Annotated in this window: 20 protein-coding genes and 1 pseudogene; 13 read left to right on the top strand and 8 right to left on the bottom strand. The window is 74.4% G+C overall.

What is annotated here, in order from left to right; all coding sequences use genetic code 11:
* Positions 1–247: 247 nt before the first annotated feature.
* Entirely contained in the window at positions 248–2,674 is a 2,427-nt protein-coding gene (locus BX285_RS36445) for a tetratricopeptide repeat protein (RefSeq protein WP_121179734.1), read from the top strand.
* A gap of 72 nt (positions 2,675–2,746) precedes the next feature.
* On the opposite strand, the gene BX285_RS36440 is transcribed toward BX285_RS36445, so the two are convergent.
* The gene (locus BX285_RS36440; RefSeq protein WP_121179733.1) at positions 2,747–4,024 is read right to left on the bottom strand and encodes a serine hydrolase; all 1,278 of its coding nucleotides are present in this window, start codon (positions 4,022–4,024) and stop codon (positions 2,747–2,749) included.
* A 308-nt stretch (positions 4,025–4,332) separates the two neighbouring features.
* On the opposite strand from BX285_RS36440, the gene BX285_RS36435 reads away from it, so the two are divergent.
* Both BX285_RS36435 and BX285_RS36430 read left to right on the top strand, forming a co-directional pair.
* Positions 4,333–5,337 (top strand): phospholipase D-like domain-containing protein, encoded by a 1,005-nt coding sequence (locus BX285_RS36435; protein WP_121179732.1) that lies wholly within the window; start codon positions 4,333–4,335, stop codon positions 5,335–5,337.
* Between the two features lie 120 nt (positions 5,338–5,457).
* On the top strand, positions 5,458–6,354 hold the full coding sequence (locus tag BX285_RS36430) for an alkaline phosphatase family protein (protein WP_097234743.1): 897 nt from the start codon (positions 5,458–5,460) through the stop codon (positions 6,352–6,354).
* Between the two features lie 10 nt (positions 6,355–6,364).
* On the opposite strand, the gene BX285_RS36425 is transcribed toward BX285_RS36430, so the two are convergent.
* A complete protein-coding gene (locus tag BX285_RS36425; protein ID WP_121179800.1) occupies positions 6,365–7,735 on the bottom strand; it encodes an MFS transporter in 1,371 nt (456 codons plus the stop codon).
* 83 nt (positions 7,736–7,818) lie between these two features.
* On the opposite strand from BX285_RS36425, the gene BX285_RS36420 reads away from it, so the two are divergent.
* Entirely contained in the window at positions 7,819–8,346 is a 528-nt protein-coding gene (locus tag BX285_RS36420) for a MarR family winged helix-turn-helix transcriptional regulator (RefSeq protein ID WP_097234742.1), read from the top strand.
* Positions 8,347–8,429: 83 nt separating this feature from the next.
* The gene (locus BX285_RS36415; RefSeq protein ID WP_259471025.1) at positions 8,430–9,023 is read left to right on the top strand and encodes a hypothetical protein; all 594 of its coding nucleotides are present in this window, start codon (positions 8,430–8,432) and stop codon (positions 9,021–9,023) included.
* 54 nt (positions 9,024–9,077) lie between these two features.
* Here the strand turns inward: BX285_RS36415 and BX285_RS36410 are convergent, their stop codons facing one another.
* Both BX285_RS36410 and BX285_RS36405 read right to left on the bottom strand, forming a co-directional pair.
* Positions 9,078–10,130: a PD40 domain-containing protein gene (locus BX285_RS36410; protein ID WP_121179730.1), complete on the bottom strand. Its 1,053-nt coding sequence runs from the start codon at positions 10,128–10,130 to the stop codon at positions 9,078–9,080.
* Positions 10,131–10,306: 176 nt separating this feature from the next.
* A complete protein-coding gene (locus BX285_RS36405) occupies positions 10,307–10,825 on the bottom strand; it encodes a nuclear transport factor 2 family protein (RefSeq protein ID WP_121179729.1) in 519 nt (172 codons plus the stop codon).
* A 104-nt stretch (positions 10,826–10,929) separates the two neighbouring features.
* Between BX285_RS36405 and BX285_RS36400 the strand changes: the two genes are divergently transcribed.
* Positions 10,930–11,496, top strand: a complete 567-nt coding sequence (locus BX285_RS36400; RefSeq protein ID WP_097234738.1) for a TetR/AcrR family transcriptional regulator — start codon at positions 10,930–10,932, stop codon at positions 11,494–11,496.
* Between the two features lie 115 nt (positions 11,497–11,611).
* Here BX285_RS36400 and BX285_RS36395 read toward each other — a convergent pair.
* Positions 11,612–12,016 (bottom strand): annotated as a pseudogene (locus BX285_RS36395) (chitosanase); the annotation flags it as partial.
* Positions 12,017–12,091: 75 nt separating this feature from the next.
* Here BX285_RS36395 and BX285_RS37820 point away from each other — a divergent pair.
* A complete protein-coding gene (locus BX285_RS37820) occupies positions 12,092–12,235 on the top strand; it encodes a hypothetical protein (RefSeq protein ID WP_179852649.1) in 144 nt (47 codons plus the stop codon).
* Entirely contained in the window at positions 12,228–12,410 is a 183-nt protein-coding gene (locus BX285_RS36390) for a hypothetical protein (RefSeq protein ID WP_121179727.1), read from the top strand. Before BX285_RS37820 ends, BX285_RS36390 begins: the two co-directional genes overlap by 8 nt.
* 7 nt (positions 12,411–12,417) lie before the next feature.
* On the opposite strand, the gene BX285_RS36385 is transcribed toward BX285_RS36390, so the two are convergent.
* Positions 12,418–13,686 (bottom strand): DUF5685 family protein, encoded by a 1,269-nt coding sequence (locus BX285_RS36385; protein WP_183107376.1) that lies wholly within the window; start codon positions 13,684–13,686, stop codon positions 12,418–12,420.
* 187 nt (positions 13,687–13,873) lie between these two features.
* Between BX285_RS36385 and BX285_RS36380 the strand changes: the two genes are divergently transcribed.
* The 3 genes from BX285_RS36380 to BX285_RS36370 are packed head-to-tail and all read left to right on the top strand — an operon-like array spanning position 13,874 to position 16,621.
* Entirely contained in the window at positions 13,874–14,437 is a 564-nt protein-coding gene (locus tag BX285_RS36380; RefSeq protein WP_097234734.1) for a helix-turn-helix domain-containing protein, read from the top strand.
* Positions 14,434–15,906 carry an MFS transporter gene (locus BX285_RS36375; RefSeq protein WP_121179726.1) on the top strand — a complete coding sequence of 491 codons (1,473 nt, stop codon included), beginning with the start codon at positions 14,434–14,436 and terminating at the stop codon, positions 15,904–15,906. The genes BX285_RS36380 and BX285_RS36375 overlap by 4 nt, the downstream gene beginning before the upstream one ends.
* Before the next feature lie 28 nt (positions 15,907–15,934).
* Complete coding sequence (locus BX285_RS36370) at positions 15,935–16,621, top strand: alpha/beta fold hydrolase (protein ID WP_121179798.1); 687 nt, start codon at positions 15,935–15,937, stop codon at positions 16,619–16,621.
* Positions 16,622–16,663: 42 nt separating this feature from the next.
* Here BX285_RS36370 and BX285_RS36365 read toward each other — a convergent pair whose 3' ends face one another.
* Both BX285_RS36365 and BX285_RS36360 read right to left on the bottom strand, forming a co-directional pair.
* Positions 16,664–18,142, bottom strand: coding sequence for a DUF2252 domain-containing protein (locus BX285_RS36365; protein WP_398901955.1), 1,479 nt, complete (start codon positions 18,140–18,142; stop codon positions 16,664–16,666).
* 187 nt (positions 18,143–18,329) lie between these two features.
* Positions 18,330–19,112, bottom strand: a complete 783-nt coding sequence (locus BX285_RS36360; protein WP_121179725.1) for an SGNH/GDSL hydrolase family protein — start codon at positions 19,110–19,112, stop codon at positions 18,330–18,332.
* A 251-nt stretch (positions 19,113–19,363) separates the two neighbouring features.
* Here BX285_RS36360 and BX285_RS36355 point away from each other — a divergent pair, with 251 nt between their 5' ends.
* Both BX285_RS36355 and ddaH read left to right on the top strand, forming a co-directional pair.
* The gene (locus tag BX285_RS36355; protein ID WP_121179724.1) at positions 19,364–20,257 is read left to right on the top strand and encodes an MBL fold metallo-hydrolase; all 894 of its coding nucleotides are present in this window, start codon (positions 19,364–19,366) and stop codon (positions 20,255–20,257) included.
* Between the two features lie 282 nt (positions 20,258–20,539).
* Positions 20,540–21,367 (top strand): dimethylargininase, encoded by an 828-nt coding sequence (gene ddaH / locus BX285_RS36350; protein WP_097234730.1) that lies wholly within the window; start codon positions 20,540–20,542, stop codon positions 21,365–21,367.
* Positions 21,368–21,369 lie beyond the last annotated feature (2 nt).

Here is a 21,369-nt window from a genome sequence, read left to right as displayed (position 1 = left end):
CGGCTGGGAAACCGCTGATCGCAGGCGGAACCACAGGCGGAACCATCGGCAGTTCTGCCCTGCACAACCACCCTCGCCCGCCCGCGCATCCCTCACTGACCCAACGGCTGAGCAGGGCGGATGCGTTCACCGGGGGCCGGGTACGGGGAAATCCCGCGGCCGGGCATACTTCTGCCTGTCACGGCCCGCCGGGTGCGGGCCCAGGCAGAAGTGCGGAACAGGCAGGACCGACGGAGTGGGGCGGGGCATGGCGGCTGGGGGCGGCACCGGGGCGGGCGCGGACACGGAGGCGGGCCCGGAAGCGGGTACGGAGGCAAGCGCGGGTACGGGCGAGTTCAGCCGCCTGCTGGCCGGGCACCGGGTGGCGGCGGGCCTGACGCAGGAGGAGCTTGCGGCGGCCGCCGGGGTGAGTCTGCGCGCCCTCGGGGACATGGAGCGCGGCCGTACCCGCGGGCCGCAGCGGCGCACCGTACGGGCCCTGGCCCGCGCGCTGGGCCTGGACGAGGCGCGGGGGCAGGCGCTGGACCGGGCCGCGCAGAGCGGGCGCCCGCGCGGCCTCCGGCCGGGCCCGGCCCGGGTGCCGGCCCAGGCCGCACCCCGGGATCCGCTGCCGCAGACGCCGGCCGGGAGCGGGCCGGCCGGGACCGGAGAGGCCGTAGCCGGGCAGGCAGGGCTGGCAGGCGAGCGCGGGCAGAGTGCCCTCGCCCTGCCGCGGGACATCGCCGACTTCACCGCCCGCGAGGACGCCCTGGCCGCGCTCGCCGGCCTCGCCGCGGGCGAGCGGCCCGCCCACCCCCGGGTGGTGCTGATCAGCGGTCAGCCCGGACTCGGCAAGACGGCCTTCGCCCTGCACGCCGCCCACACCCTGGCCCCGCGCTTCCCCGACGGCCAGCTCTCCCTCGACCTCGCCGGGATGTCCGCCCAGCCGCTGACCGCGCGCGACGCGCTCGGCCAGGTGCTGCGCGCCCTGGGCGTCGAGGACGCCGCGGTGCCCGCCGGGACGGAGGAGCGGGCCGGCCTCTACCGGGCCCTGGTGCGCGACCGCCGGCTCGTCCTGGTGCTGGACAACGCCGCGGACGAGGGCCAGGTGCGCCCGCTGCTCCCGGGCTCCGGGCCGGCCGTGACCATCGTGACCAGCCGCAACGTGCTGCCCGGCCTGGAATCGGTGCACCGGCTGAGCCTGGACGTGCTCGCCCCGGCGGAGGCCGCCGCACTGCTGGCCCGGATCGCCGGCCGGGAGCGGATCGAGGCCGCACCCGATGCCACCGCCGAACTGGCCCGGCTCTGCGGATACCTGCCGCTGGCGCTGCGGATCGCCGGGCAGCGGCTGGTCGCCCGGCCGCAGCAGCCGGTCGCCCACCTGGTGCGCCAGCTCGCCGCCGAGGAGAACCGCCTGGATCTGCTGGAGACCGGCGACCTGGCGGTCCGACCGGCCTTCGAGCTGTCCTACCGGCGGCTGCCGGTCGAGTCCCGACTGGTGCTGCGGCGCTGTGCGTTGACCGCCGGGGCGGACTTCACGGCGGCCGTCGCCGCGGCCTACACGGGCCGCTCGGAGGCCCGGACCGAGCTGCTGCTGGAACAGCTGGTCGACGCCGGTCTGCTGCAGCCCGCCACACCGGACCGCTACCGCCTGCACGACCTGGTGCGGCTCTACGCGGCCGAGCGGATGGCCGCCGAGGAGCCGGCCGAGGAGCTGGCCGAGGTCCGCAGCCGGGCCGGCCGCCGGATCCTCGACCGGGCGACGGCCTACGGGCTGCGCTTCGACCCGGAGCACGAGAAGGACGACGCCGCGGTCACCGGCCGGGCCCCGGCGCACCTCACCGAGGCGGCGCACTGGCTGGAGTACGAGCACCCGGAGTGGCTGGCCGCCCTGCACCAGGCCCAGCAGTCCGGCCGCTACCGGGAGGTGGTCGACACCGCCGAGGCCATGCACTGGTTCTCCGACCGGCTGCTGAGCTGGGGCATCTGGGCGGAGGTGTTCCAGCTCTCGGTGGACGCCGCCCGCGCGCTCGGCGACCGGCGGGCCGAGGCGGTGCACGTCAACTACCTGGCCTGGACGTACGTCACCTGCCTGCACCGCTACCAGCGCGGCATCGAACTGGCCGGTGAGGGGCTGGAGCTGGCGAAGGAGGTCGGCGACCGGGAGCAGCAGGGCTGGGCGCTCACCTACCTCGCCTCCGGCCTGCGCTACCTGCGCCGCCACCGCGAGGCGACCGAGGCCTTCCACCGCGCGGCGGACGCCTTCGCCGACGTGGACAGCCGCTCGGCCAGGATCGGCCGGCTGGTCACCCTGCGCGGCGCCGCCAACTGCCTGCGGGAGTCCGGCCGGGCCGAGGAGGCGGTGGACTCCCGGCGGCGGGCGCTGGCCGGCGCCCTGGAGCTGGTGGAGCGCTGGTCCTCCCCGCTGATGCACCTGCTGGCGGCCATGACCGCGCACGAACTCGGCCTGGACCGCGCGGCGTTGCGGCGCTGGCCGGCCGCCGAGAAGGCCTACCGGCAGGCCCTGGTGCACTACGAGGCGGTCGGCCGTCCGGACAGCATGACCAAGACCCTGACCGAGCTCGGCACCGCGCTGATCGAGCAGGGCCGGGCCGAGGAGGCCCGTGAACTGCTCACCGAGGCGCTGACCGACCTGAGCGCGGACGGCCCCCGGCCGGGGCCGCCGAGGCACTGACACCGGCGCCCGCCCCCGGTCGGACCAGGGGCGGGCGTACGTGCGCGGCTGCGGGAGCCGTCGGGCGGCGGCTCAGATCCGGGTGTCCTCCACCACGGGCAGCTCGTACGCGGAGCCCGTGCCGCGCAGGTCGGAGCGCGGGGCGAGGTTCGTCCGCGGGGCGGCCGTGGGCTTCTTGCCGCAGAAGGCCGGCTCCAGCGCGTTCATCAGACCCTGCGTCACCGAGCCGTTGTTGGAGGCATTGGCGAACACCACCACGCTGCGGTGCCCGTCCGGGGCCACGAAGGACTGGGTCTGGAAGCCCTGCACGATGCCGCCGTGGCCGTACACGTCCCCGCAGGAGAGCGAGATGCGGCGCAGCCCCAGGCCGTAGGAGATCTTCGCGGTGGGCGTGGGCAGGGCGGCGGTCATCTGGTCCCGGGAGGCGTCCGTGACCAGCCCGCCGCTGCCGCCGGCCAGCAGGGCGGTCAGGAAGTGGTCGAGGTCCTCGGCGGAGGAGATGACGGCCCCGGCGCTCCACACCCAGGAGCCGTTCTGCTCGGTGGAGTCCAGCAGCGGCTTGCTGCGGTCGTCGTTGGTGAGGTAGCCGGTGACGTGGTCGCCACTGATCTGCCGGTCGGGCACCACGAAGGAGGTCCTGCGCAGGCCGAGCGGCTGGATGATCCGCTCGTTCAGCACCTCCGGGTACGGCTGTCCGGTGAGGTGCTCGACCGCGAGGCCCAGCAGTACGAAGTCGGTGTTGGAGTAGGAGTAGCGGCTGCCGGGGGTGTACTGGATGCCGTGCTTGACCGACATCGCCACCAGGTCGCGCGGGTCGTACACCGTGCTGCGGATGCGCGCCTCGAACGCGCTGGTGGTCTCCTCGCCGGCCTGCTCCAGCAGGTCGTTGGTGTGGTCGTAGACGCCGGCCCGGTGCTCCATCACCTGGCGGCCCGTCATGGTCCAGCCGGCCGGGAGGGTGCCCTCGGGGAGGTAGTCGCGCAGGGGCTTGTCGAGGTCGATCCGGCCCTCCTCCGCCAGCTGCATCACGAGAACGGCGGTGAACATCTTGCTGTTGCTGCCGACCCGGAACCTCCACGAGGAGTTCATCGGGGTCCCGTCGAGGTCGGCCTTGCCGACGGCCAGCGAGCGGGTGGACTCCTGGTCGCCGTGGTCGCGGATCACCGCGAAGGCGCCCGGGGCGCCGGCACCCGTGGTGGCCTGCAGGGCAGCGAGCACACCGGCGGTGTCGGGGACGGGTGCGGCGGCGCCGCCCGGTTCGGCGGCCACGGCGTGGGCGGCACCGGTCGCCACCAGGACGACACCCGCGGCGGCCACCGCGAAGGGACGCAGAAGGCTGATCTTCGCCATGTTCCTCGGTTCTCTCGTCGGCTGACACGGCGTCGGGCCGCGTCGATGGATGATCACTATCACCGCTGTCCGCGGTCGATGGCAATGTGAACCGTTTGGCCCGCATCGTCCGTTATGGGCGTGGCTCGGACGGCGCACCGTTCGTTTCCCGCTCCGGGGCCAAGGTTTTACCTGCTGTCGTCTACCCGCGTTGATGCGTGGCCCCCATGCTGTTCGGGCGCTCCTCGCGCGCACCTTCCCCGCGCGCACCTTCCTCGCGACACCCGCACCGCCTGCCTGCCATCCCTCGCCGACCACGGAGCCTCCCCATGCCCCTGGCCACCCTGGCGCGCCGCGCCGGCGCCCTGCTGCTCGCCACCGCCGGTCTGATACCGCTGTCCGGAAACGCCACGGCCGCGCCGGCCACCACGACGGCCGCCGGTACGTACACCGCGATCGTCTTCCCCGACCAGGACCACACCGTCGTCTACAACCTCATCAACGCGGCGACCCGGTCCGTCGACGTCACCCTGTACGAGCTGCGCGACACGACCGCCGTCAACGCCCTGATCGCCCGTCAGCGGGCCGGTGTCGCCGTCCGGGTGATCCTGGACGGAGCCCACACCTCGGTCAACGGCGCGGCCTACTCGGCGCTCAAGGCCGCCGGGGCCGGGGTCACCTACTCCTCCACGGCGTTCGTCTACACCCACCAGAAGACCGTCACCGTGGACGCCGCCACGTCGCTGATCATGACCGGCAACCTGGACTCCTCCTACTACGCGAACGACCGCGACTACGGCGTCATCGACACCGACGCCAACGACGTCGCCGCGATCGAGCGGGTCTTCGCCGCCGACTACGCCAAGACCGCCGTCACGCCCACCGACGGCGACAACCTGGTCTGGTCGCCCACCGACTCGCAGTCCCGGCTGCTGGCTCTGATCAACGGCGCCCGGACCAGTCTCGACCTGGAGCAGCTGGAGTTCGGCGACACGGCGCTGGTGGACGCCGTCGCCGCGGCGGCCGCCCGGGGCGTCACGGTGCGCGTGGTCGGCATGAACCCGGGCTCGTACGCCGACTCCTTCGACCAGGTCACGGCGGAGGGCGGCAGTGTCGTCACCTACTCCTCGACCACCGGCCTGTACGTCCACGCCAAGGTGATCGTCGCGGACTACGGCACGGCCTCGGCCAAGGTCTTCGCCGGCTCGGAGAACTTCTCCGACAACTCGCTGAACCACAACCGCGAGCTGGGCCTGATCACCACCGACTCCGGGGTGCTGAACACGATCGAGTCCACCGTCGCCCGCGACTTCGCCAACGGCACGCCGTACTAGGGCCTGTCCTGGCAGTACCGGCCGCACCGATCGCACCCGGTCGCCCCGGTCACACCCGAAGCACGTCCCTCCCGCGATGCCGAGCGGCCCGTCCGGCCGCTCCCTACCCGAGGATTTGTCATGACTTCGTCCACGAAGCCCCTGAACGCCCGCTCCCGCCGCACCGCGACCGCGATCGGCTCCGCCGTCGCGCTGGTCGCCGCCTCCGCCGGCCTCTGGGCGGCGACCGCCTCCACCGCCCAGGCCGCCGCGCTGCCCACCCCCGACCACATCATCGTCGTGGTGATGGAGAACCACGCCTACACCCAGGTCATCGGCAGCAGCAGCGCCCCGTACATCAACAACACCCTGAAGGCGGGCGGCGCCAACCTCACCCAGTCCTACGGCATCACCCACCCGAGCGAGCCGAACTACTACGCGCTGTTCTCCGGCTCCACTCAGGGCACCGTCGACGACAGCTGTGTGACGGTCGGCGGGTTCCAGGCCGCCAACCTGGCCTCCGAGGTCATCGCCGCCGGCAAGACCTGGGCCAGCTACAACGAGTCCCTGCCCAGCCAGGGCAGCACCGTGTGCAGCAGCGGCAACTACGCGCAGAAGCACAACCCGTGGTTCGGCTTCGGCAACGTCCCGCTCAGCTCGGCCAAGACCTTCGCGCAGTTCCCGACCGACTACACCACCCTGCCGAACGTCTCCTTCGTCGTGCCGAACCTCTGCAGCGACATGCACGACTGCTCGGTCAGCACCGGCGACACCTGGATCAAGAACAACCTGGGCGCGTACGCCACCTGGGCGCAGAGCCACAACAGCCTGCTGGTCGTCACCTTCGACGAGGACAACAAGCTCTCCGGAAACCGGATCCCGACCGTGGTCTACGGCGCCCACGTGACCCCGGGCAGCAGCTCCGCCTCCACCTACAACCACTACAACGTGCTGCGCACCCTGGAGGACCTGGCCGGGGCCGCCGGCCACGCGGGCAACGCGGCCTCCGCGAGCGACATCACCGGCATCTGGAACTGACCTGTGGTGATCAGGAGTTGAGCTGAGCCGGCGGCCGCTGCGGCTCCGCACCCGCCTCTGCCTCCGCACCCGTCGCCGCCTCCGTACCCGGGTCGGGGGCCGGTGCGGGGGTGGCGGCGGCCGCCGGCGCTGCGGCCTGCTGCGGCGCCGGACCCGCCGGCCGAGCGCCGTGCCGGCGGACTCCGGGCACCGCGGCCGTGCCCGCACAGACCAGGGTCACCAGGACGGCGGCCGCCAGCAGCGGCACCCGGCTGCCCCAGGCATCGGCGGCCAGCGGCGCCAGGACGTACCCGAGCGGGGCGAAGGCCAGCGAGAGCAGCCAGTCGTAGGAGGTGACCCGGGCCAGCGACCCGGCCGGGAAGTCCTGCTGGACCACCGTCTCCCAGACCGGGTTCAGGAACCCCAGCCCGGCCAGCGCCACCGCCTGTGCGGCCACCGCGAGCGGTGCCGGAGCCGCGACGGCGAGCGCGAGCAGCGGCAGGCCGTACAGCGCCAGGGCGAGGTTGCCGGCCAGGACCGGGCGGCGGGGCCGGAGCCGCCCGGCGAGCAGCGAGCCGACCAGCAGGCCGACCGCTCCCGCCTGGGTCAGCGCCACCCAGGCGCCGTCGCCGCCCAGCCGGGTGGCGGCGATCAGCGGGCCGAGGGTGAGCAGCACGGCGTTGGCGCCGTTCCACACCCCGTGGGCGATCAGGCTGGTCCAGTACCAGTCCCGGGAGCGCACCTCGCTCCAGCCGTCGGCGAGGTCCCGGCGCAGCGAGCGCGGTTCGCCGGGGGTGCGGCCGTCGGGGGCGCGGCCGGTGGTGAGCCGGGTCAGCCGGGCGAGTCGGGCGAGCAGCGCGGCGCTCAGCACGAAGGACGCGCCGTCCAGGACGAACGCCCAGCCGGGGCCGGCGGTGTACACCAGCAGTCCGGCGAGGGCCGGGCCGCCGAGGCGGGCGGCGCCGGTGGCGGTGGCGAGCAGGGCGTTGGCCCGCAGCCGCAGCTCGCCCTGGACGGTGGCCGCGACCAGCGGCGAGGCGGTGGGCATGGCGAAGGCGGAGGCGCTGCCGCCGACGGCGGAGGCGATCGCCAGGTGTGCCAGGCGGGGGTGCCCGCCGAGCAGTTCCACGCCGACGAGCAGCTGGGCGACGGCCCGGACGAGGTCGGTGGCGAGCGCGACCAGGCGCGGGTCGAAGCGGTCCCCGACTACCCCGCCGAAGGGCAGCAGGAGCAGCCGGGGCACCATCGCGCACCCCAGCACCAGGGCGAGCGCGGCAGAGGAGCCGGTGGCCCGGGTGATGGCGATCGCGAGGGCGGCGGGGACGACGGCGTCGCCCAGGGTGGAGATCGTGCGGCCGAGGAAGAGCAGGCGGAAGGCCGGCAGGCGCAGGGGGTGTCGGATCACGCGCCGCACTGTATTTCGGTGCCGAAATTTTGGCAACGAATATTTTGCTGGCGATGTTTCAAGGTTTGTAGACTCCTCCCATGGCCGAGCACCCCCAGCAGCACGACGCGCCGCCCCGCGACTGGACGGACGGCCACCTCGACCGCTGGCTACCGGTGCTACCCGAGCTCGACCCGGACATCGAGGGGGCCGTCACCCGCATGCAGCGGCTCACCCGCCACCTCGGCCGGGTCCGCGAACAGGGCGTCAGCGACTACGGCCTGCACAAGCACGAGTTCGACACCCTGCACGTGCTCGCCGGCCGCGGCGGCCACGCCGCCCCCTCCGACCTGCGCGCCGACCTCAACCTCGCCCCGGCCTCGATCACCGGCCGGCTGGAGACCCTGGAACACCGGGGCTTCATCCTGCGCACGCCGTCCACGACGGACCGCCGCAAGGTCGACATCGTGCTCACGGACGCCGGACGCGCCGCCTGGCAGGAAGCCCTCGACGTGGTCGGCCGGGAGGAACACCGGCTGCTCGGGGTGCTCACGGCCGACGAGCGGCACACGCTGGCGGAGCTGCTGCGGAAGGTGATGCTGGTCCAGGAGGCGCCGGGGCAGGCGTAGGGCTGGTCAGGCCCTGGGCCGCCGCCGGGGCCGCAGCCGCTGCGGCTCGACCGGTCGCCGCCGTCCCTGGTATCGATAGGGGCGTGCGATTCGAACTTGTGCCGATGCCGGACGGTGTGGGGGCGCGGCCCCGGGACGGGCGGGGGTACCCGGTGCCGGCGATCACGCCGTGGCACGGGGGCGAGCCGCAGTTCGCACTGACGGACCACGGCCGCAGCGCCGACTGCGCGCTCCGGCGCCGCTGTTCGGTGTGCGGCGGGTTCATGGCGCGCGGGCCGGTCTGGCGGGTCGTCGGCCCCGCCGAGAGCGCGGCGATCGCGGAGGCGCTGGCCGCCGGGCGGCCGTACCGGAACCTCGTGCCGACCATGGAGGGCCCCGGTCACCGCGCGTGCATGCTCTACGCGTCGATGGTCTGCCCGTACCTGGCGCGCCCGAACGCCCGGCGGCGGGCGAGCGCCGAGGACCCGGCCGACGAGCTGACCGCGGCCGCCGTCCGCGGGGCGGCGCGCGGCGGCCTGGGCGCGGTGGTCGGGTTCGACGACTACGAGTACGCCGTCACCGAGACCCGGGTGCTGTTCCGCTTCCTCGACCTGGTCGAGTTCCTGCCGCACGAGTCGGCCGACGAGCACCTGGCCGAGCTGCGCGCCGAGTTGGCGAAGCCCGGCCAGGGCCGGTAGGCGGGACCGGCGCGGCGCCGGCCCCAGGGCTTGTGGCCTGGCGGCCTGGCGGTGTTACGGACGGTAGGCGGGCAGGCCCTTGACGGTGGAGACCTGGGTCGGCGCGGCGGAGCCGTCGGCGGGCAGGGTGCTGACGCCGTCCGGGGTGCGGGCCGCGATGGTCTTGCCGTCGGGGGACCAGGCGGGCTCGGTGTAGTCGGTGGTGGCCGAGGGGGTCAGGTCCTTCTCCGCCTTCTGGTCGGACGCCGTGGAGCGGGCGAACAGGTGGTCGTGGCCGTTCACCGAGCGGACGAAGACCAGGTGTTCCCCGTCGGGGGAGAGGGCCGGCTGGGAGCCCTTGCCCATGTCCCGGGTCGAGGGCCGGATGTAGTCGTCGTAGATGTACACCTCGTCGGCCGGAGTGTTGGCGTAGGCGATGCCACCGCGGTGGCCGCCCGCGTTGGCCCAGGTGTTGCCGGTCTGCGGGGGCTGCGGCAGGTTCTCGTTGCCGCCTTCGGAGCTGTGCGGGGTGAGCACCTCGGGCGTGGCGCCGGAAGTCTTGGCAGGGACCTTCTCCAGCTTCGACACACCGCCCTTGCTGCTCGCGAAGACGATGGTGTCGAAGCGGTCGAGGGCGCCGGGGACGTCCGTGACGCCGGGGTCCGCGGTGGCGTGCTGCCAGGTCGGGTGGGACCAGGTCTCCCCGCCGGGGTTCTTGGCGAGGGTGACCTTGCCGGTGCCGTCCGGGTTGGCCGTCACCAGGTCTCCGTTGCCGTTGACGAACGCGGCCCGCTTGCCGTCGGGGGACCAGGCGAGGTCGCGCACGACGGTACCGAAGTCGACGGTGGTGCCGTTCAGCGCGACGGTCTGGGTGCCGGTGCTGATGGTGAGGTGGTTGGCGGCGGAGGTGCCGTTGACCTCCTTGCCGGCCGGCGCGGGGCTGCCGGGCTTGGACGGGGCGCCGGGCGCGGCCGTCCCCGGCGCCGCGGAACCGGGCGCGGCGCCGGTCGGGGCCGCGGTGGGACCGGAGTCCGTGGTGTCGGGGCCGCAGGCCGAGAGCAGGACCGCGCCGACGGTGGTCATCAGGGCGATCGCGGCGGCGGTGCCGAATCTGTTGCGCACGGACATTCCAGGTCCCCCTCGGGTGCTGTTCGCTTTCGACAGGTAAGCGTGCCAGCGCGAGGTCAGTGACCGGTTCGCGGCGTGTCACAGCCGTGGAACAGAGCCCGCCCGGGGCGCGTCCGGTCGCACCAGGGTTGCGCCCGGGGCGACCGATGCGGCGTCAGGCCGCTGCTCCGGACACCTCAGAGGCCGAGTTCGGTCAGGCCCGGGTGGTCGTCGGGCCGGCGGCCGAGCGGCCAGTGGAACAGCCGCTCCCCGGCGGTGATCGGCAGGTCGTTGATCGAGGCGTGCCGCCGGGCCATCAGGCCGTCCGGGGCGAACTCCCAGTTCTCGTTGCCGTAGGACCGGAACCACCGGCCGGCGTCGTCGTGCCACTCGTAGGCGAAGCGGACCGCGATCCGGTCGCCGTCGTACGCCCAGAGCTCCTTGATGAGCCGGTAGTCGAGTTCGCGCTGCCACTTGCGGGTGAGGAAGGCGGCGATCGCTTCGCGCCCGGTGAGGAATTCGGCACGGTTGCGCCAGCGGCTGTCGGGTGTGTAGGCGAGGGCGACGCGCCGCGGGTCGCGGGTGTTCCAGGCGTCCTCGGCGGCCCGGGCCTTCTGCCGGGCGGTCTCCTCGGTGAACGGGGGCAGGGGCGGGCGCTCTCCTTCGCGGTGGTCTTCGCGGTGGTCTTCGTGGAGTTCTTCGCGCTGTTCGGCCATGCGTGGGCTCCTCGGGGAACGGGCATTCCGCCGGTGAGAACGATCGTTCTCGCGGTGCTGGCTACGATAGGAGAATCATCGTTCTCGCGCAAAGGGCACGGCAGATGGAGCACGAAGACCCGCGGACCCGCATCCTCGACGCGGCCGAGGAGCTGTTCTACGGTCAGGGCATCCAGGCGGTCGGCATGGACGCTGTCCGGTCCGCCTCCGGCGTGACGATGCGCCGCCTGTACCAGCACTTCCCGTCCAAGGGCGACCTGGTCGAGGCCTACCTGCGGCGCCGCGACGGCCGCTGGCGGGCGAACCTCGCGGTGTACGTCTCGCGCAGCGGCGGTTCCCCCCGGGACCAGCTGCTCGCGGTCTACGACTGGCTCGGCCGGTGGTTCGCCGAGCCCGGCTTCCGCGGCTGCGCGTTCGTCAACTCCCTGGGCGAACTGGGCGCCACCACCCCGGCCGTAGCGGCCGCCGCCCGGCACCACAAGGAGGAGTTCGGCGGCTACCTCGCCGGCCTGGCCGAGGCGGCCGGCGCACCGCCCGCCACCGCCGTCCACCTCACCCTGCTCGCCGAGGGCGCCATCACCTCGGCCGCTGTCCACGGCGACCCGACGGCCGCCGCCGACGCCAAGGAGGCCGCCCGGCTGCTCCTCGACGCCGCTCTGGCGGGGGTCTGAAGACGGACCCGGGGGCCGTGGAGGCGGCAGCCGGCCGGCCGACGTCCGGCCGCCCGTCGGTGGCGGCGGCCGGATCGGGGCCCGGTCCCCCATCCCGGGCCCCGGGGCCCGGGTGTCAGCCGATCGTGTAGCCGGTGCCGAAGGCCGTGATCGTGAACGGGCCGTCGAGCTCGTAGTTGCCGGTGGCGGCGATCCGGCACAGGCACTCGACGCGGTCCACCGACTTGCGCCACTCGTCCGCGGTGGAGGAGTCGGCCGGGTCGGTCAGGTCGTCGATCCGGACGTCGAAGAAGGCGTTCAGCCAGGCGCGCTCACCGACGGCGGACGGCGGGCCGACCTTGTCGTCGGTCCGGCCGATCAGCGCGGGCAGGGAGTCGTACGCGCCGTCGTTGCCGTGCTGGATGGAGGCGTCGTAGAGCTCGGCGCGGGCCAGGGCGGTGGTGAGGCCGAGCCGGTCGGCCTGGTCCATCGCGGGGGTGAAGTACCGCTGGTCGACCTGGTCGTCCTGGACCTGCCGGAAGGCGGGGTCCCCGAGCCGCGTTCTTCAGGGCGCGCGTTTATCGGCCATTGATCGTCACCGCCTAGCGTCGGGCGCATGGACGAGAGAGCGGCCGAGCGGCCGGGGGCGGTGCCCGAGGGGTGGATGACGGAGCAGGACGCCGAGCGGTTCCGGCAGTTGCTGGCGGGGTTGGAGCAGTCGCTGGCGGCGGACCGGGAGGCGGCACGGCGTGATGCCTGAGGTCGCCGGGTGGCGCCCGGTGGCGGTCCTGCCGCTCTGGCGGCGCGGCGAGCACGAGGAGCGGGAGAACGCGGACCGACCCGGGGTGCTGCGGGGGCACTCCGGGCCGGCGGAGGTCGATCAGTGGCAGGAGGTCGCGGGACCGGCGCTGCCGCCGGAGCTGCCGATGGCCTGATGCCTGGTCAGCTGCAATCGCACCCGCAGTCACAGCAATCGCAGCCGTCACAGCAGTCACAGCAGTCGCCGCAGCCGTCGCAACCGCTGCAGCAGTCGCAGTCGCAGCAGTCGTGCCGGTCGCAGAAGCCCTTGCGGCGCTCGCGGCTGAACGGGTCGTTGTGCTCGCAGCAGAGCAGCTGGCAGGTGCAGGCCATCAGCGCCCACACCGCGCACCCGGCGAGCAGGTTGCGGGGGTGCGGCGGCTTCGAGCCTGGCGGGGTGAAGCCGGGCCCCTGCGGCACCCACGGCGGGGCGGGCGCGCCCGGGTCCTCACCGGGCGGCGCCTGGTGCGGCGGTGCCTGGTTCGGGTGCCCGGCCGAGACGCCCGCGGTCGCGCCGTGCCCCGCACCGCCCTTGGTGCGGCAGGTCGCCGCGTGCCGGGCCCCGAAGACCCGCTCGACAGCGCGCTCGGTCTCGTGCGCGAGCAGCACGTGGACGAGCGCGCGGTCGGTCAGCTCCACCTCGCGCAGCGCGAGCCGGATGCCGTGGACGGCGTCGCGGCAGAGCCGTTCGGCCTCGGCGCGGTCGGTGCCGGTGGCGGTCAGCGGGTTCCAGGCGCCCGAGGCGGCGTCGGCGGCCTGGTCCTCGGCGGCGTCGAGGAGGTGGGCGAGCCGGCCGAACAGCCGGCCGGCCTCGGCGAGCGGGGCGGCGTTGCCCGGGCGGCCGGCGATCACGGCGGTGTGCGCGAAGGCGGCCGAGGTGGCGGTCTCGGTGGGCTCGGTGACCAGCAGGACGGATCCGCCGGGCCGCAGCGAGCGCTCCAACTCGCCCTGCCGGGACGCTGCTTCGAGCAGCACGCCGGTGTCGAAGCCGACCGTCGAGGCGCTGCCGGCGCTCTGCCGGTCCCAGCGCCGGGTGACCGCCCGGGCCCCGACCGCGACCGGGCGGCGGGCGAAGACGCCGTCGCGGTCCTCGACGTGGTCGCGGATCTTCACCGAGGCGAGCGCGAGCGAGACGGCGGCGGCGAGCCGGGCGCCCTCACCCTTGGCGACGGACGCGGTGCGCATGCCGCGCAGTGGGCAGGGCCCGGCGGTGCGCCGCCAGGAGAAGTCCTCCCGGGCGGCCTGGGCCTCGACCAGGACGGAGATGATCAGACCGTCGTAGTTGGTGGCGGTCCGGGCGAGTTGCCCGTGGTCGTCGCGCAGCGCGAGGCAGAGCCCGCACAGGTGCGCCATCCACGAGCTCTGGAGCCGCTCCGACAGCCGGTGCCTGCACGGTCTGATGATGCCGAACACGATCGTCCCCCCCTCGCCGTTCGGGCCGCTGACCGGCCACGATTCGCCGCACATCATATGAGCGGCGGCGCCCTGGACCGAGTCCGCGACGGGCAGTGAAGCCACGCTCCCACCGCCCGGAGCGGTCCGGACCGGTGCCCGCGGAAACCCGGTGAGTGGATCTCATATCCGGGATAGCATCGCGAATATGGGAACCGAAGCGGCCGCCGACGAGCGGCTGGCACAGCGACTCGCCGAGCTGAGACTCGAACGCGGGTGGACCTTGGAGGAGTTGGCCCGGCTGGCGGACGTCAGCCGCTCGACGCTGTCGCGGGTGGAGCGGGCGGAGGTCAGCCCGACGGCCGCGCTGCTCGGGCGGCTGTGCGCCGTGTACGGGCGCACGATGTCGCGGCTGCTCGCCGAGGTGGAGGCGGGCCCGGCACGGCTGGTGCGGGCCGCGGAGCAGCAGGTGTGGCGGGACGGGACGACGGGCTTCGTGCGCCGGTCCGTCTCGCCGCCGCACGGCTCGCTGCGGGCGGAGATCATCGAGGGCCGGCTGCCGGCCGGCGCCGACATCGACTACGACCGCGCCTGCCTGCCCGGCCGGGAGCACCACCTCTGGCTGTTCGAGGGCCGGTTGGAGCTGACCGTGGACGGCGAGGCGCAGCTGCTCGCCCCCGGCGACTGTCTGCGCTACGTCTCCGGGAGCACCCGCTTCCGCAGCCTCGGCCCGGGCGAGGCCCGCTACGCGCTGGTGGTGGTCGACCAATGAGCGCCACCACCGGCCCGATAGCGAAGGAACGCTTCGACGCCGCCGGGCGCCGCGTCCTGCTGGTCTGCGTCGCGGGCGGGTTCACCACCCTGCTCGACCAGTCCGTGCTCAACACCTCCATCCCGGCCCTGCGCGAGACCCTGCACGCCGCCCCCGCCGACCTCCAGTGGATCGTGGCCGGCTACTCGCTCGCCTTCGGCCTCGCCCTGATCCCCGGCGGCCGGCTCGGCGACGTCAAGGGTCGCAAGTGGTTCTTCGTCGCCGGGCTCGCCCTGTTCACCCTGGTCAGCCTGGTCTCCGCGACCGCCACCGAGCCCTGGGTGCTGATCGCCGCCCGGCTGGTCCAGGGAGCGGGCGCGGGCCTGGTCAACTCCCAGATGATCGGCACCCTCCAGGACGTCTTCGACGGCCAACTGCGGGCCCGCGCCCTGGGGATGTACGCCGTCACCGGCGGCCTCGCCTTCGCTCTCGGCCCGCCCGTCGGCGGCGCGGTGCTCGCGGCGGCCGGCCCCGAGCACGGCTGGCGGATCACCTTCCTGCTCAACGTCCCCTTCGGCCTGGCCACCGTCGTCCTGGCCGCCCGCCACCTGCCCAGGCCCCGCCCCAGCGCCCGGCAGACCAACCTCGACCTGGTCGGCCTGCTGCTGGTCGGCGCGCTCACCCTCGTGCTGATGCTGCCCTTCGTCCGGCCGCCCGGCTGGACCGGCTGGCTCGCCTTCGCGGCCGCCGCCCTCCTGCTGCTCGGCGCACTCGCCTGGTGGCAGCGCCGCTACGCCCGCAGCGGCGGCAGGCCGCTGATCCACCCCGCACTCACCCGCTCCGCCCCGTACGCGCTCGGCACGGCGACGGCGATGGCCCAGTTCGGCTCCTCGCTCGCCGCCTCGCTGGTCCTGACCATGTTCCTCCAGGACGGCCTCGGGCTCTCCCCGATGGGCGCCGCGCTCGTCTCCCTGCCCTCGGCCGTCGCGATGGGCGTCGCCTCCGCACTGGCCTGGCGGGTGGTGCAGCGCTTCGGCCGGCGCACCGTCACCGTCGGCATGGTGGGTTCCGCCCTGACCATCCTCACCGGCGGACTCCTCGCGCACGGCACGCCCGCCGCCGTGCTGCCCTGGCTGCTGGCGGTGCTCCAACTCCTCGGCGGCGCCTCGATCGGCCTGATGGGCTCCACCAACCAGGCCTACGTGCTGCGCCACGCGCCCGCCGAGGCGGCCGGGGTGAGCGGGGCGATCCTGCAGATGGCCCAGCGGATCGCGGCCGCCGTCGCGATCTCGGCACTGTCCGGCGTCTACCTGCGGGAGACCGCCGCGGGCGGCGGCCACCGCTCCGCCTTCCTCGCCGCGAGCGTGGTCTGCGCGGCGGTGGCCGGGCTCGCGGTGCTGGCCTCGGTGTTGGCCGGCCGCGCCGCGGCCCGGGAGCAGCACGAGGCCGACTCGGTCGCGCTGAGCCGAGGGCGAACGCCCGTCCGATGACAGCGCCCGAGGCCGTACGGTGATCGCCATGATCACCGTACGAACCGTGGACCTGCCCGAGGTGACGCTCGCCTACCGCGAGAGCGGCCGCGCCGACGGCCCGCCGCTGGTGCTGCTGCACGCGCTCGGCGAGCGCGCCTCCGACTGGGACGTCGTGCTGCCCGACCTCGCCCCCGGCCACCACGTGTACGCCCTCGACCTGCGCGGCCACGGGGACAGCGGCCGAGCCGGGACCTACAGCCTGGAGGCGATGCGGGACGACGTGCTGGCCTTCCTGGACGCGCTCGGGCTGGACCGCGTCGACCTGGTCGGCCACTCGATGGGCGGCGCCGTCGCCCAGCTCCTCGCCCAGGCCGCGCCGCAGCGGATCGGCCGGCTGGTCCTGGAGGAGATCCCGGCGCTGTACCCGCGCCCCGCCGGCGCGGTGCCGGAGGACCCGGACCAGGACGTCCACTTCGACTGGGCGATGGTCCGAGCCGTCAAGGCCCAGCTGGACAGCCCCGACCCGGCCTGGCGGGAGGGGCTGGCGCGGATCACCGCCCCGACCCTGGCGGTCGCCGGTGGAGCGGCCAGTACCGTCCCCCAGGAGCGGATCGCCGAGCTCACCCGGCGGATCCCGGACTGCCGCCTGGTCACCGTCGAGGCCGGGCACCTGGTGCACGGTGCCCGGCCCGCGGAATTCGTCGCCGTGGTGGCGCCGTTCCTGGCCCTCTGATCCTGGCCCGATCCTGGCGCTCTGATCCTGTCCCGCTGAGGATCAGACGCCCTGCTCGGCGGGCAGCCGCCCGCTGCGCACGGCCGCCAGCAGATCGGCGTGGTCGGCCTCGGTGCGGTCCGCGTAGGAGACGGCGAAGGCCGCCACCGCCTCGTCCAGCGCCTCGCTCTTGCCGCAGTACCCGGCCAGCAGGCCCGGGTCGGCGGTGTGCGCGTGCGCCCGGGCCAGCAGCGCGCCGGTGATCCGGGCGTAGTCGTCCAACTGCGCCGGCAGCAGCGCCGCCGGGTCCACGCTGCCCTTGCGGTTGCGGAACTGCCGTACCTGGTAGGGGAGTCCGTCGACCGTCGTCCAGCCGAGCAGGGTGTCGCTGACCACCTGCATGTGCTTCTGGCCGAGGACCACCCGGCGGCCCTCGTGCCCGTCCTGCCCGCCCCGCGGGAGGTGGGGCAGCAGCGCGGACGGACGGGCCTCCTTCACCTGCAGCACCAGCGGCTGGTCCCGGTGGTCGGTGAGCAGCACCACGTACGAGCGGGTGCCCACACTGCCGGTGCCCACCACCCGGAACGCCACGTCCTGCACCCGGTACCGGGACAGCAGCGTGCGCACCTCGGCGGGCACCGTCTCCACGTACGGGCCCAGCGCGTGGGCGACGGCCCGGGCGGTCGCGTCGGTCACCTCGGTCAGCACCGGGGGAGCCGCGGTGAAACGCCAACCGCCGTCCGCCGTACGGGTGGTGCTGCGGGCGGCGAACTTCGCGCTGGTGTTGCCGAGCGCCTTGGCGCCGACCTTGCGCAACACGTCCGCGAGGTCGTGCGCGTCGGCGAAGGAGACCAACTGCTCGTCCGCGACGGCGTTCCAGGCGTCCAGCGCGGGCAGCTTGGCCAGCGTGCGCAGGGTCCGGCGGTAGGCGGCCGACACGTGTGCGGCGGCCTCCCGCGCGGTGCTCTCACTCGCCCCGGTCTCCCGGCCGGCCAGCACCAGGCTGGCGGCGAGCCGCTTGAGGTCCCACTCCCAGGGGCCCGGCACGGTCTCGTCGAAGTCGTTGATGTCCATGACCAGTTGGCCGCGCGCATCGCCGTACAGGCCGAAGTTGGCCGCGTGCGCGTCGCCGCACAGCTGCGCCTCGACCCCGGTCACGGGGGTGGACGCCAGGTCGGCGGCCATCAGCCCGGCCGAACCGCGCAGGAACGCGAACGGGCTCGCGGCCATCCGGCCCACCCGGATCGGCACCAGCTCGGCGATCCGGCCTGCGTTCGACGCCTCGATCGCCTCCACGGCCGTCGGCCGCCCGGCGGCCGGGGCGAACTCCGCGTGCCGCTCCCGGGGCACCCGCGCCCGCAGCTCCTTCCCCCGCTCCCGGGCCCGCCCGTCCTGCGCGGAGGCGAACCCGGCCACCGCGAACCCGCGCCGCGCCTGCGTGGGCGCGCCCTCCGCGCCGCGCTGCGCCACGACCGCCGTCCCGCCCCGGCCCTCCGCCGCTCTCGGCTCCGCCCCGTCCACTGCCTCGGTTCTCCGCGCCACCGCGCCCCGCCCGTCCCTTCCGGTCCTCACCCGCCCGCGACCTGCGCGGATGGTTCATCGGGGGGAGTGACGTACGGGGCCGCGCGGTGGTTCCTGAGCGGCGTGGGGTGCGTGGGAGGCGTGGGGTGCGTGGGAGGCGGAGAGCGGCGCGAGCCGGGGTCGCGTGAGCGTATTGCCTGACGAACCGTCAGAGCGGCAGCAGCTCCGGCCGCTTGGGCTCGACGTGGTCGCCCGAGGACTCGCCGCGCAGCCGCCGTCCGACCCAGGGCAGCAGGTGCTCGCGGGCCCACTGGATGTTCTCGCGCCGCTGGTCGGCGGGGGTGAGCACGCGGGCGTCCGGCCAGGGGGCCTCCGGGTCCTGCTCGGTGGCCAGGCCCAGCGAGCGGGCGGCCAGCAGGGCGACCCGCTGGTGGCCCTCGGGGGAGAGGTGCAGCCGGTCCTCGCTCCACGCGCGGCGGTCCTGCACCGAGCGCAGCGACCACAGGTCGGCGACCTTGCAGCCGTTGCGGTCGGCGACGGCCCGCATGTGGCCGTTGTAGGTGGCGATCTTGCCGCGCAGGTGCTTGAGCAGCGGCACGTCGCGGGTGTCGAAGCCGGTGCAGATCAGCACCGTCCCGGCGGATTCGGCGAGTCGGGCGACGGCCGCCTCGAAGCGCTCGGCCACCTCGTCCGGGTCGGCGCCCGGCCGCAGGATGTCGTTGCCGCCGGCGCAGAAGGTGACCAGGTCGGGCTGGAGCCGGCGGACCTCCGGCACCTGCTCGGCCGCGATCTGGTCGAGCAGACGGCCGCGCACCGCCAGGTTGGCGTAGCGGAAGGCGCCCGGCGGTCGGCCGTCGGCGAGCATCCCGGCGAGGCGGTCGGCCCACCCGGCGTACCTGCCGCCGACCCCGGGGTCGTTCAGGCCTTCGGTGAAGCTGTCCCCGAGGGCGACGTACGAACTGAGGTCAAGGGTCTCCTGGAGGTTCGGCATGAAAGAGATAGTTCACCCCATCAAGTGACCTACGCCACCGTAGGTGACCGTGGCGGCACGTGAGATGGACCACGTACCCTCTCGGACCCCGCTTGGACCCCTCCTCGATCCGTCGTCGGCCCGCCGCGCAGCCCAGAGCGCCCTGCGCCGGAAACCACAAGATCCGTCCCCCCTTCCGCTTTCGGGTCCGCCCGGCCGATGCTCGAAGGGAGCGGCCGCCCCGGCCGCCGTCCTCCCGGGGGAAGGCATCCATGGCCACGACCACGCGTTCCGACGGACCCGAGACCTGGTCCATCGACGACCGCTGCACCAACTGTGACGTCGCCCGGCAGCTCGCGCCGGGCCTGATCCGCGAGCAGGACGGCCGCTCCGCGCTGATCCGCCAGCCGCGCGACGGGGCCGAGCGCCGGCAGCTGCGGGCCGCCGCCCACGCCTGCCCGACCCGCTCCATCCGCCCCGACAGCGGCCCGCTCGACCCGGCCACCGACCCGTTCCCGCTCGCCCTCACCGAGGAGGTGCTGCTGCTCGGGCACAACTCCCGGATGACCGCGGGCGCCAACTCCTACCTCTGCCGCCGCCCCACCGGCTGGGTGATGATCGACACGCCCCGCTACAGCACGGCCCTCGCCGACCGCTACGCGGCGCTCGGCCCGGTCACCGACGTCCTGCTGACGCACCGTGACCACGCCCGGCACGGCCGGGATTACGCCGACCGGCTGGGCGCCCGGCTCTGGATCCACGAGGGCGACCTGGACGCCGCCCCCGACGCCGACCGGGTGCTGCGCGGCACCGAGCCCGTGGAGATCGCCCCCGGTCTGGTCGCCCACCCCTTCCCCGGCCACACCCTCGGCAGCGTGCTCTACGTCGCCGAGGAGCGGTACTGCTTCAGCGGCGACAGCCTGTACTGGTCCCGCACCACCGGGGACGTCGAGGTGCAGGAGGCCGTCACCTGGTACTCGATCGAGGAGCAGGCCGCCTCGCTGGCGCGCAGCCTGGGCGTGCTCCGCTTCGAATGGCTGCTGCCGGGCCACGGGGAGCGGCACCGGATGCCCGTCGAGGAGGCGGACCGCCGACTGCGTGCCCTCGCCGCCCGCTGCGCCCAACTGCGGCCCGGGCCGGTGGACTTCGGCGCGGTCCGTTGGTAGCGGGCCCAGCCTCGGGTGCCGACCCCGGGTAGGGAGGCAGCCGCCGAACGCATGTGCGCCGGGTGCGCGGGGGCGTGCGCCCAGCGGGGGCGCCCGCGCGGGTGTGCGAACGGTGGAGCCGGGGCAGCCGCCTGGGGGACGGAGCGGGGGCCGCAGCGACGGCACCCCGTAAGACCCGTAAGCCCCGTAGGACCGTAAGCCCCGTACGACCGGAAGACCGGGACGACGACCCGGATGACCCGGACGACCCCGAACTCCCCGCGATCCAAGGACGGACGAGCCATGCCCCCGCAGACCCCGGAGCGCACCGCCACGCCGCGGCGCTACCTGATGTGCCGGCCGACGCACTTCACGGTGGACTACGCGATCAACCCGTGGATGGACCCGGCCCAGCCCACCGACACCGCCCTGGCCCTGCGCCAGTGGGAGCGGCTCCACCGCACCTACCGCCGTCTCGGCCACACCGTCGAGCTGATCGACCCGGTGCCCGGCCTGCCCGACATGGTCTACGCCGCCAACGGCGCGACCGTGCTGGACGGCCGGGCCCTGGTGGCGACCTTCCGCTATCCGGAGCGGGCGGCCGAGTCGGATGCCTACCAGGCCTGGTTCCGCGAGCGCGGCTACCGGGAGGTGCGCCGTGCGGGCCACGTGAACGAGGGCGAGGGCGACCACCTGGTGGTGGGTCGCCGGGTGCTCGCCGGGACGGGCTTCCGCACCTCCCGCGCCGCGCACGCCGAGGCGGGCGAGCTGTTCGGTGTTCCGGTGGTCAGCCTGACCCTGGTCGACCCGCGCTTCTACCACCTGGACACTGCGCTGGCGGTCCTCGCCGACGACCACGTCATGTATTACCCGGAGGCCTTCGACGCCGACAGCCGGGCCCTGCTGCGGCGGCTCTACCCCGACGCGATCCTCGCCGACCGCGCCGACGCCGAGGTGTTCGGGCTCAACGCGGTCTCGGACGGCCGGCGGGTGCTGCTCCCGGAGACGGCCAAGAACCTGGCGGGCCGGCTGGTCGAGCACGGCTACCAGCCGATCCCGGTGGACGTCTCCGAGCTGCTGAAGGGCGGCGGCGGAGCCAAGTGCTGCACCCTGGAGCTCAGGCCTTCCTGAAC

Origin of the sequence: Streptomyces sp. 1114.5 (assembly GCF_003635085.1) — a bacterium.
Lineage (GTDB): Bacteria > Actinomycetota > Actinomycetes > Streptomycetales > Streptomycetaceae > Kitasatospora.
The sequence above is the reverse complement of the archived record's forward strand: the minus strand, read 5'-3'. Positions and strand labels throughout refer to the sequence as shown.

Coding starts and splice junctions, on each gene's coding strand:
- BX285_RS36445 (WP_121179734.1), top strand. CDS start 248: ATGGCGGCTGGGGGCGGCACCGGGGCGGGCGCGGACACGGAGGCGGGC.
- BX285_RS36440 (WP_121179733.1), bottom strand. CDS start 4,024: ATGGCGAAGATCAGCCTTCTGCGTCCCTTCGCGGTGGCCGCCGCGGGT.
- BX285_RS36435 (WP_121179732.1), top strand. CDS start 4,333: ATGCCCCTGGCCACCCTGGCGCGCCGCGCCGGCGCCCTGCTGCTCGCC.
- BX285_RS36430 (WP_097234743.1), top strand. CDS start 5,458: ATGACTTCGTCCACGAAGCCCCTGAACGCCCGCTCCCGCCGCACCGCG.
- BX285_RS36420 (WP_097234742.1), top strand. CDS start 7,819: ATGGCCGAGCACCCCCAGCAGCACGACGCGCCGCCCCGCGACTGGACG.
- BX285_RS36410 (WP_121179730.1), bottom strand. CDS start 10,130: ATGTCCGTGCGCAACAGATTCGGCACCGCCGCCGCGATCGCCCTGATG.
- BX285_RS36405 (WP_121179729.1), bottom strand. CDS start 10,825: ATGGCCGAACAGCGCGAAGAACTCCACGAAGACCACCGCGAAGACCAC.
- BX285_RS36400 (WP_097234738.1), top strand. CDS start 10,930: ATGGAGCACGAAGACCCGCGGACCCGCATCCTCGACGCGGCCGAGGAG.
- BX285_RS37820 (WP_179852649.1), top strand. CDS start 12,092: ATGGACGAGAGAGCGGCCGAGCGGCCGGGGGCGGTGCCCGAGGGGTGG.
- BX285_RS36390 (WP_121179727.1), top strand. CDS start 12,228: ATGCCTGAGGTCGCCGGGTGGCGCCCGGTGGCGGTCCTGCCGCTCTGG.
- BX285_RS36380 (WP_097234734.1), top strand. CDS start 13,874: ATGGGAACCGAAGCGGCCGCCGACGAGCGGCTGGCACAGCGACTCGCC.
- BX285_RS36375 (WP_121179726.1), top strand. CDS start 14,434: ATGAGCGCCACCACCGGCCCGATAGCGAAGGAACGCTTCGACGCCGCC.
- BX285_RS36370 (WP_121179798.1), top strand. CDS start 15,935: ATGATCACCGTACGAACCGTGGACCTGCCCGAGGTGACGCTCGCCTAC.
- BX285_RS36360 (WP_121179725.1), bottom strand. CDS start 19,112: ATGCCGAACCTCCAGGAGACCCTTGACCTCAGTTCGTACGTCGCCCTC.
- BX285_RS36355 (WP_121179724.1), top strand. CDS start 19,364: ATGGCCACGACCACGCGTTCCGACGGACCCGAGACCTGGTCCATCGAC.
- ddaH (WP_097234730.1), top strand. CDS start 20,540: ATGCCCCCGCAGACCCCGGAGCGCACCGCCACGCCGCGGCGCTACCTG.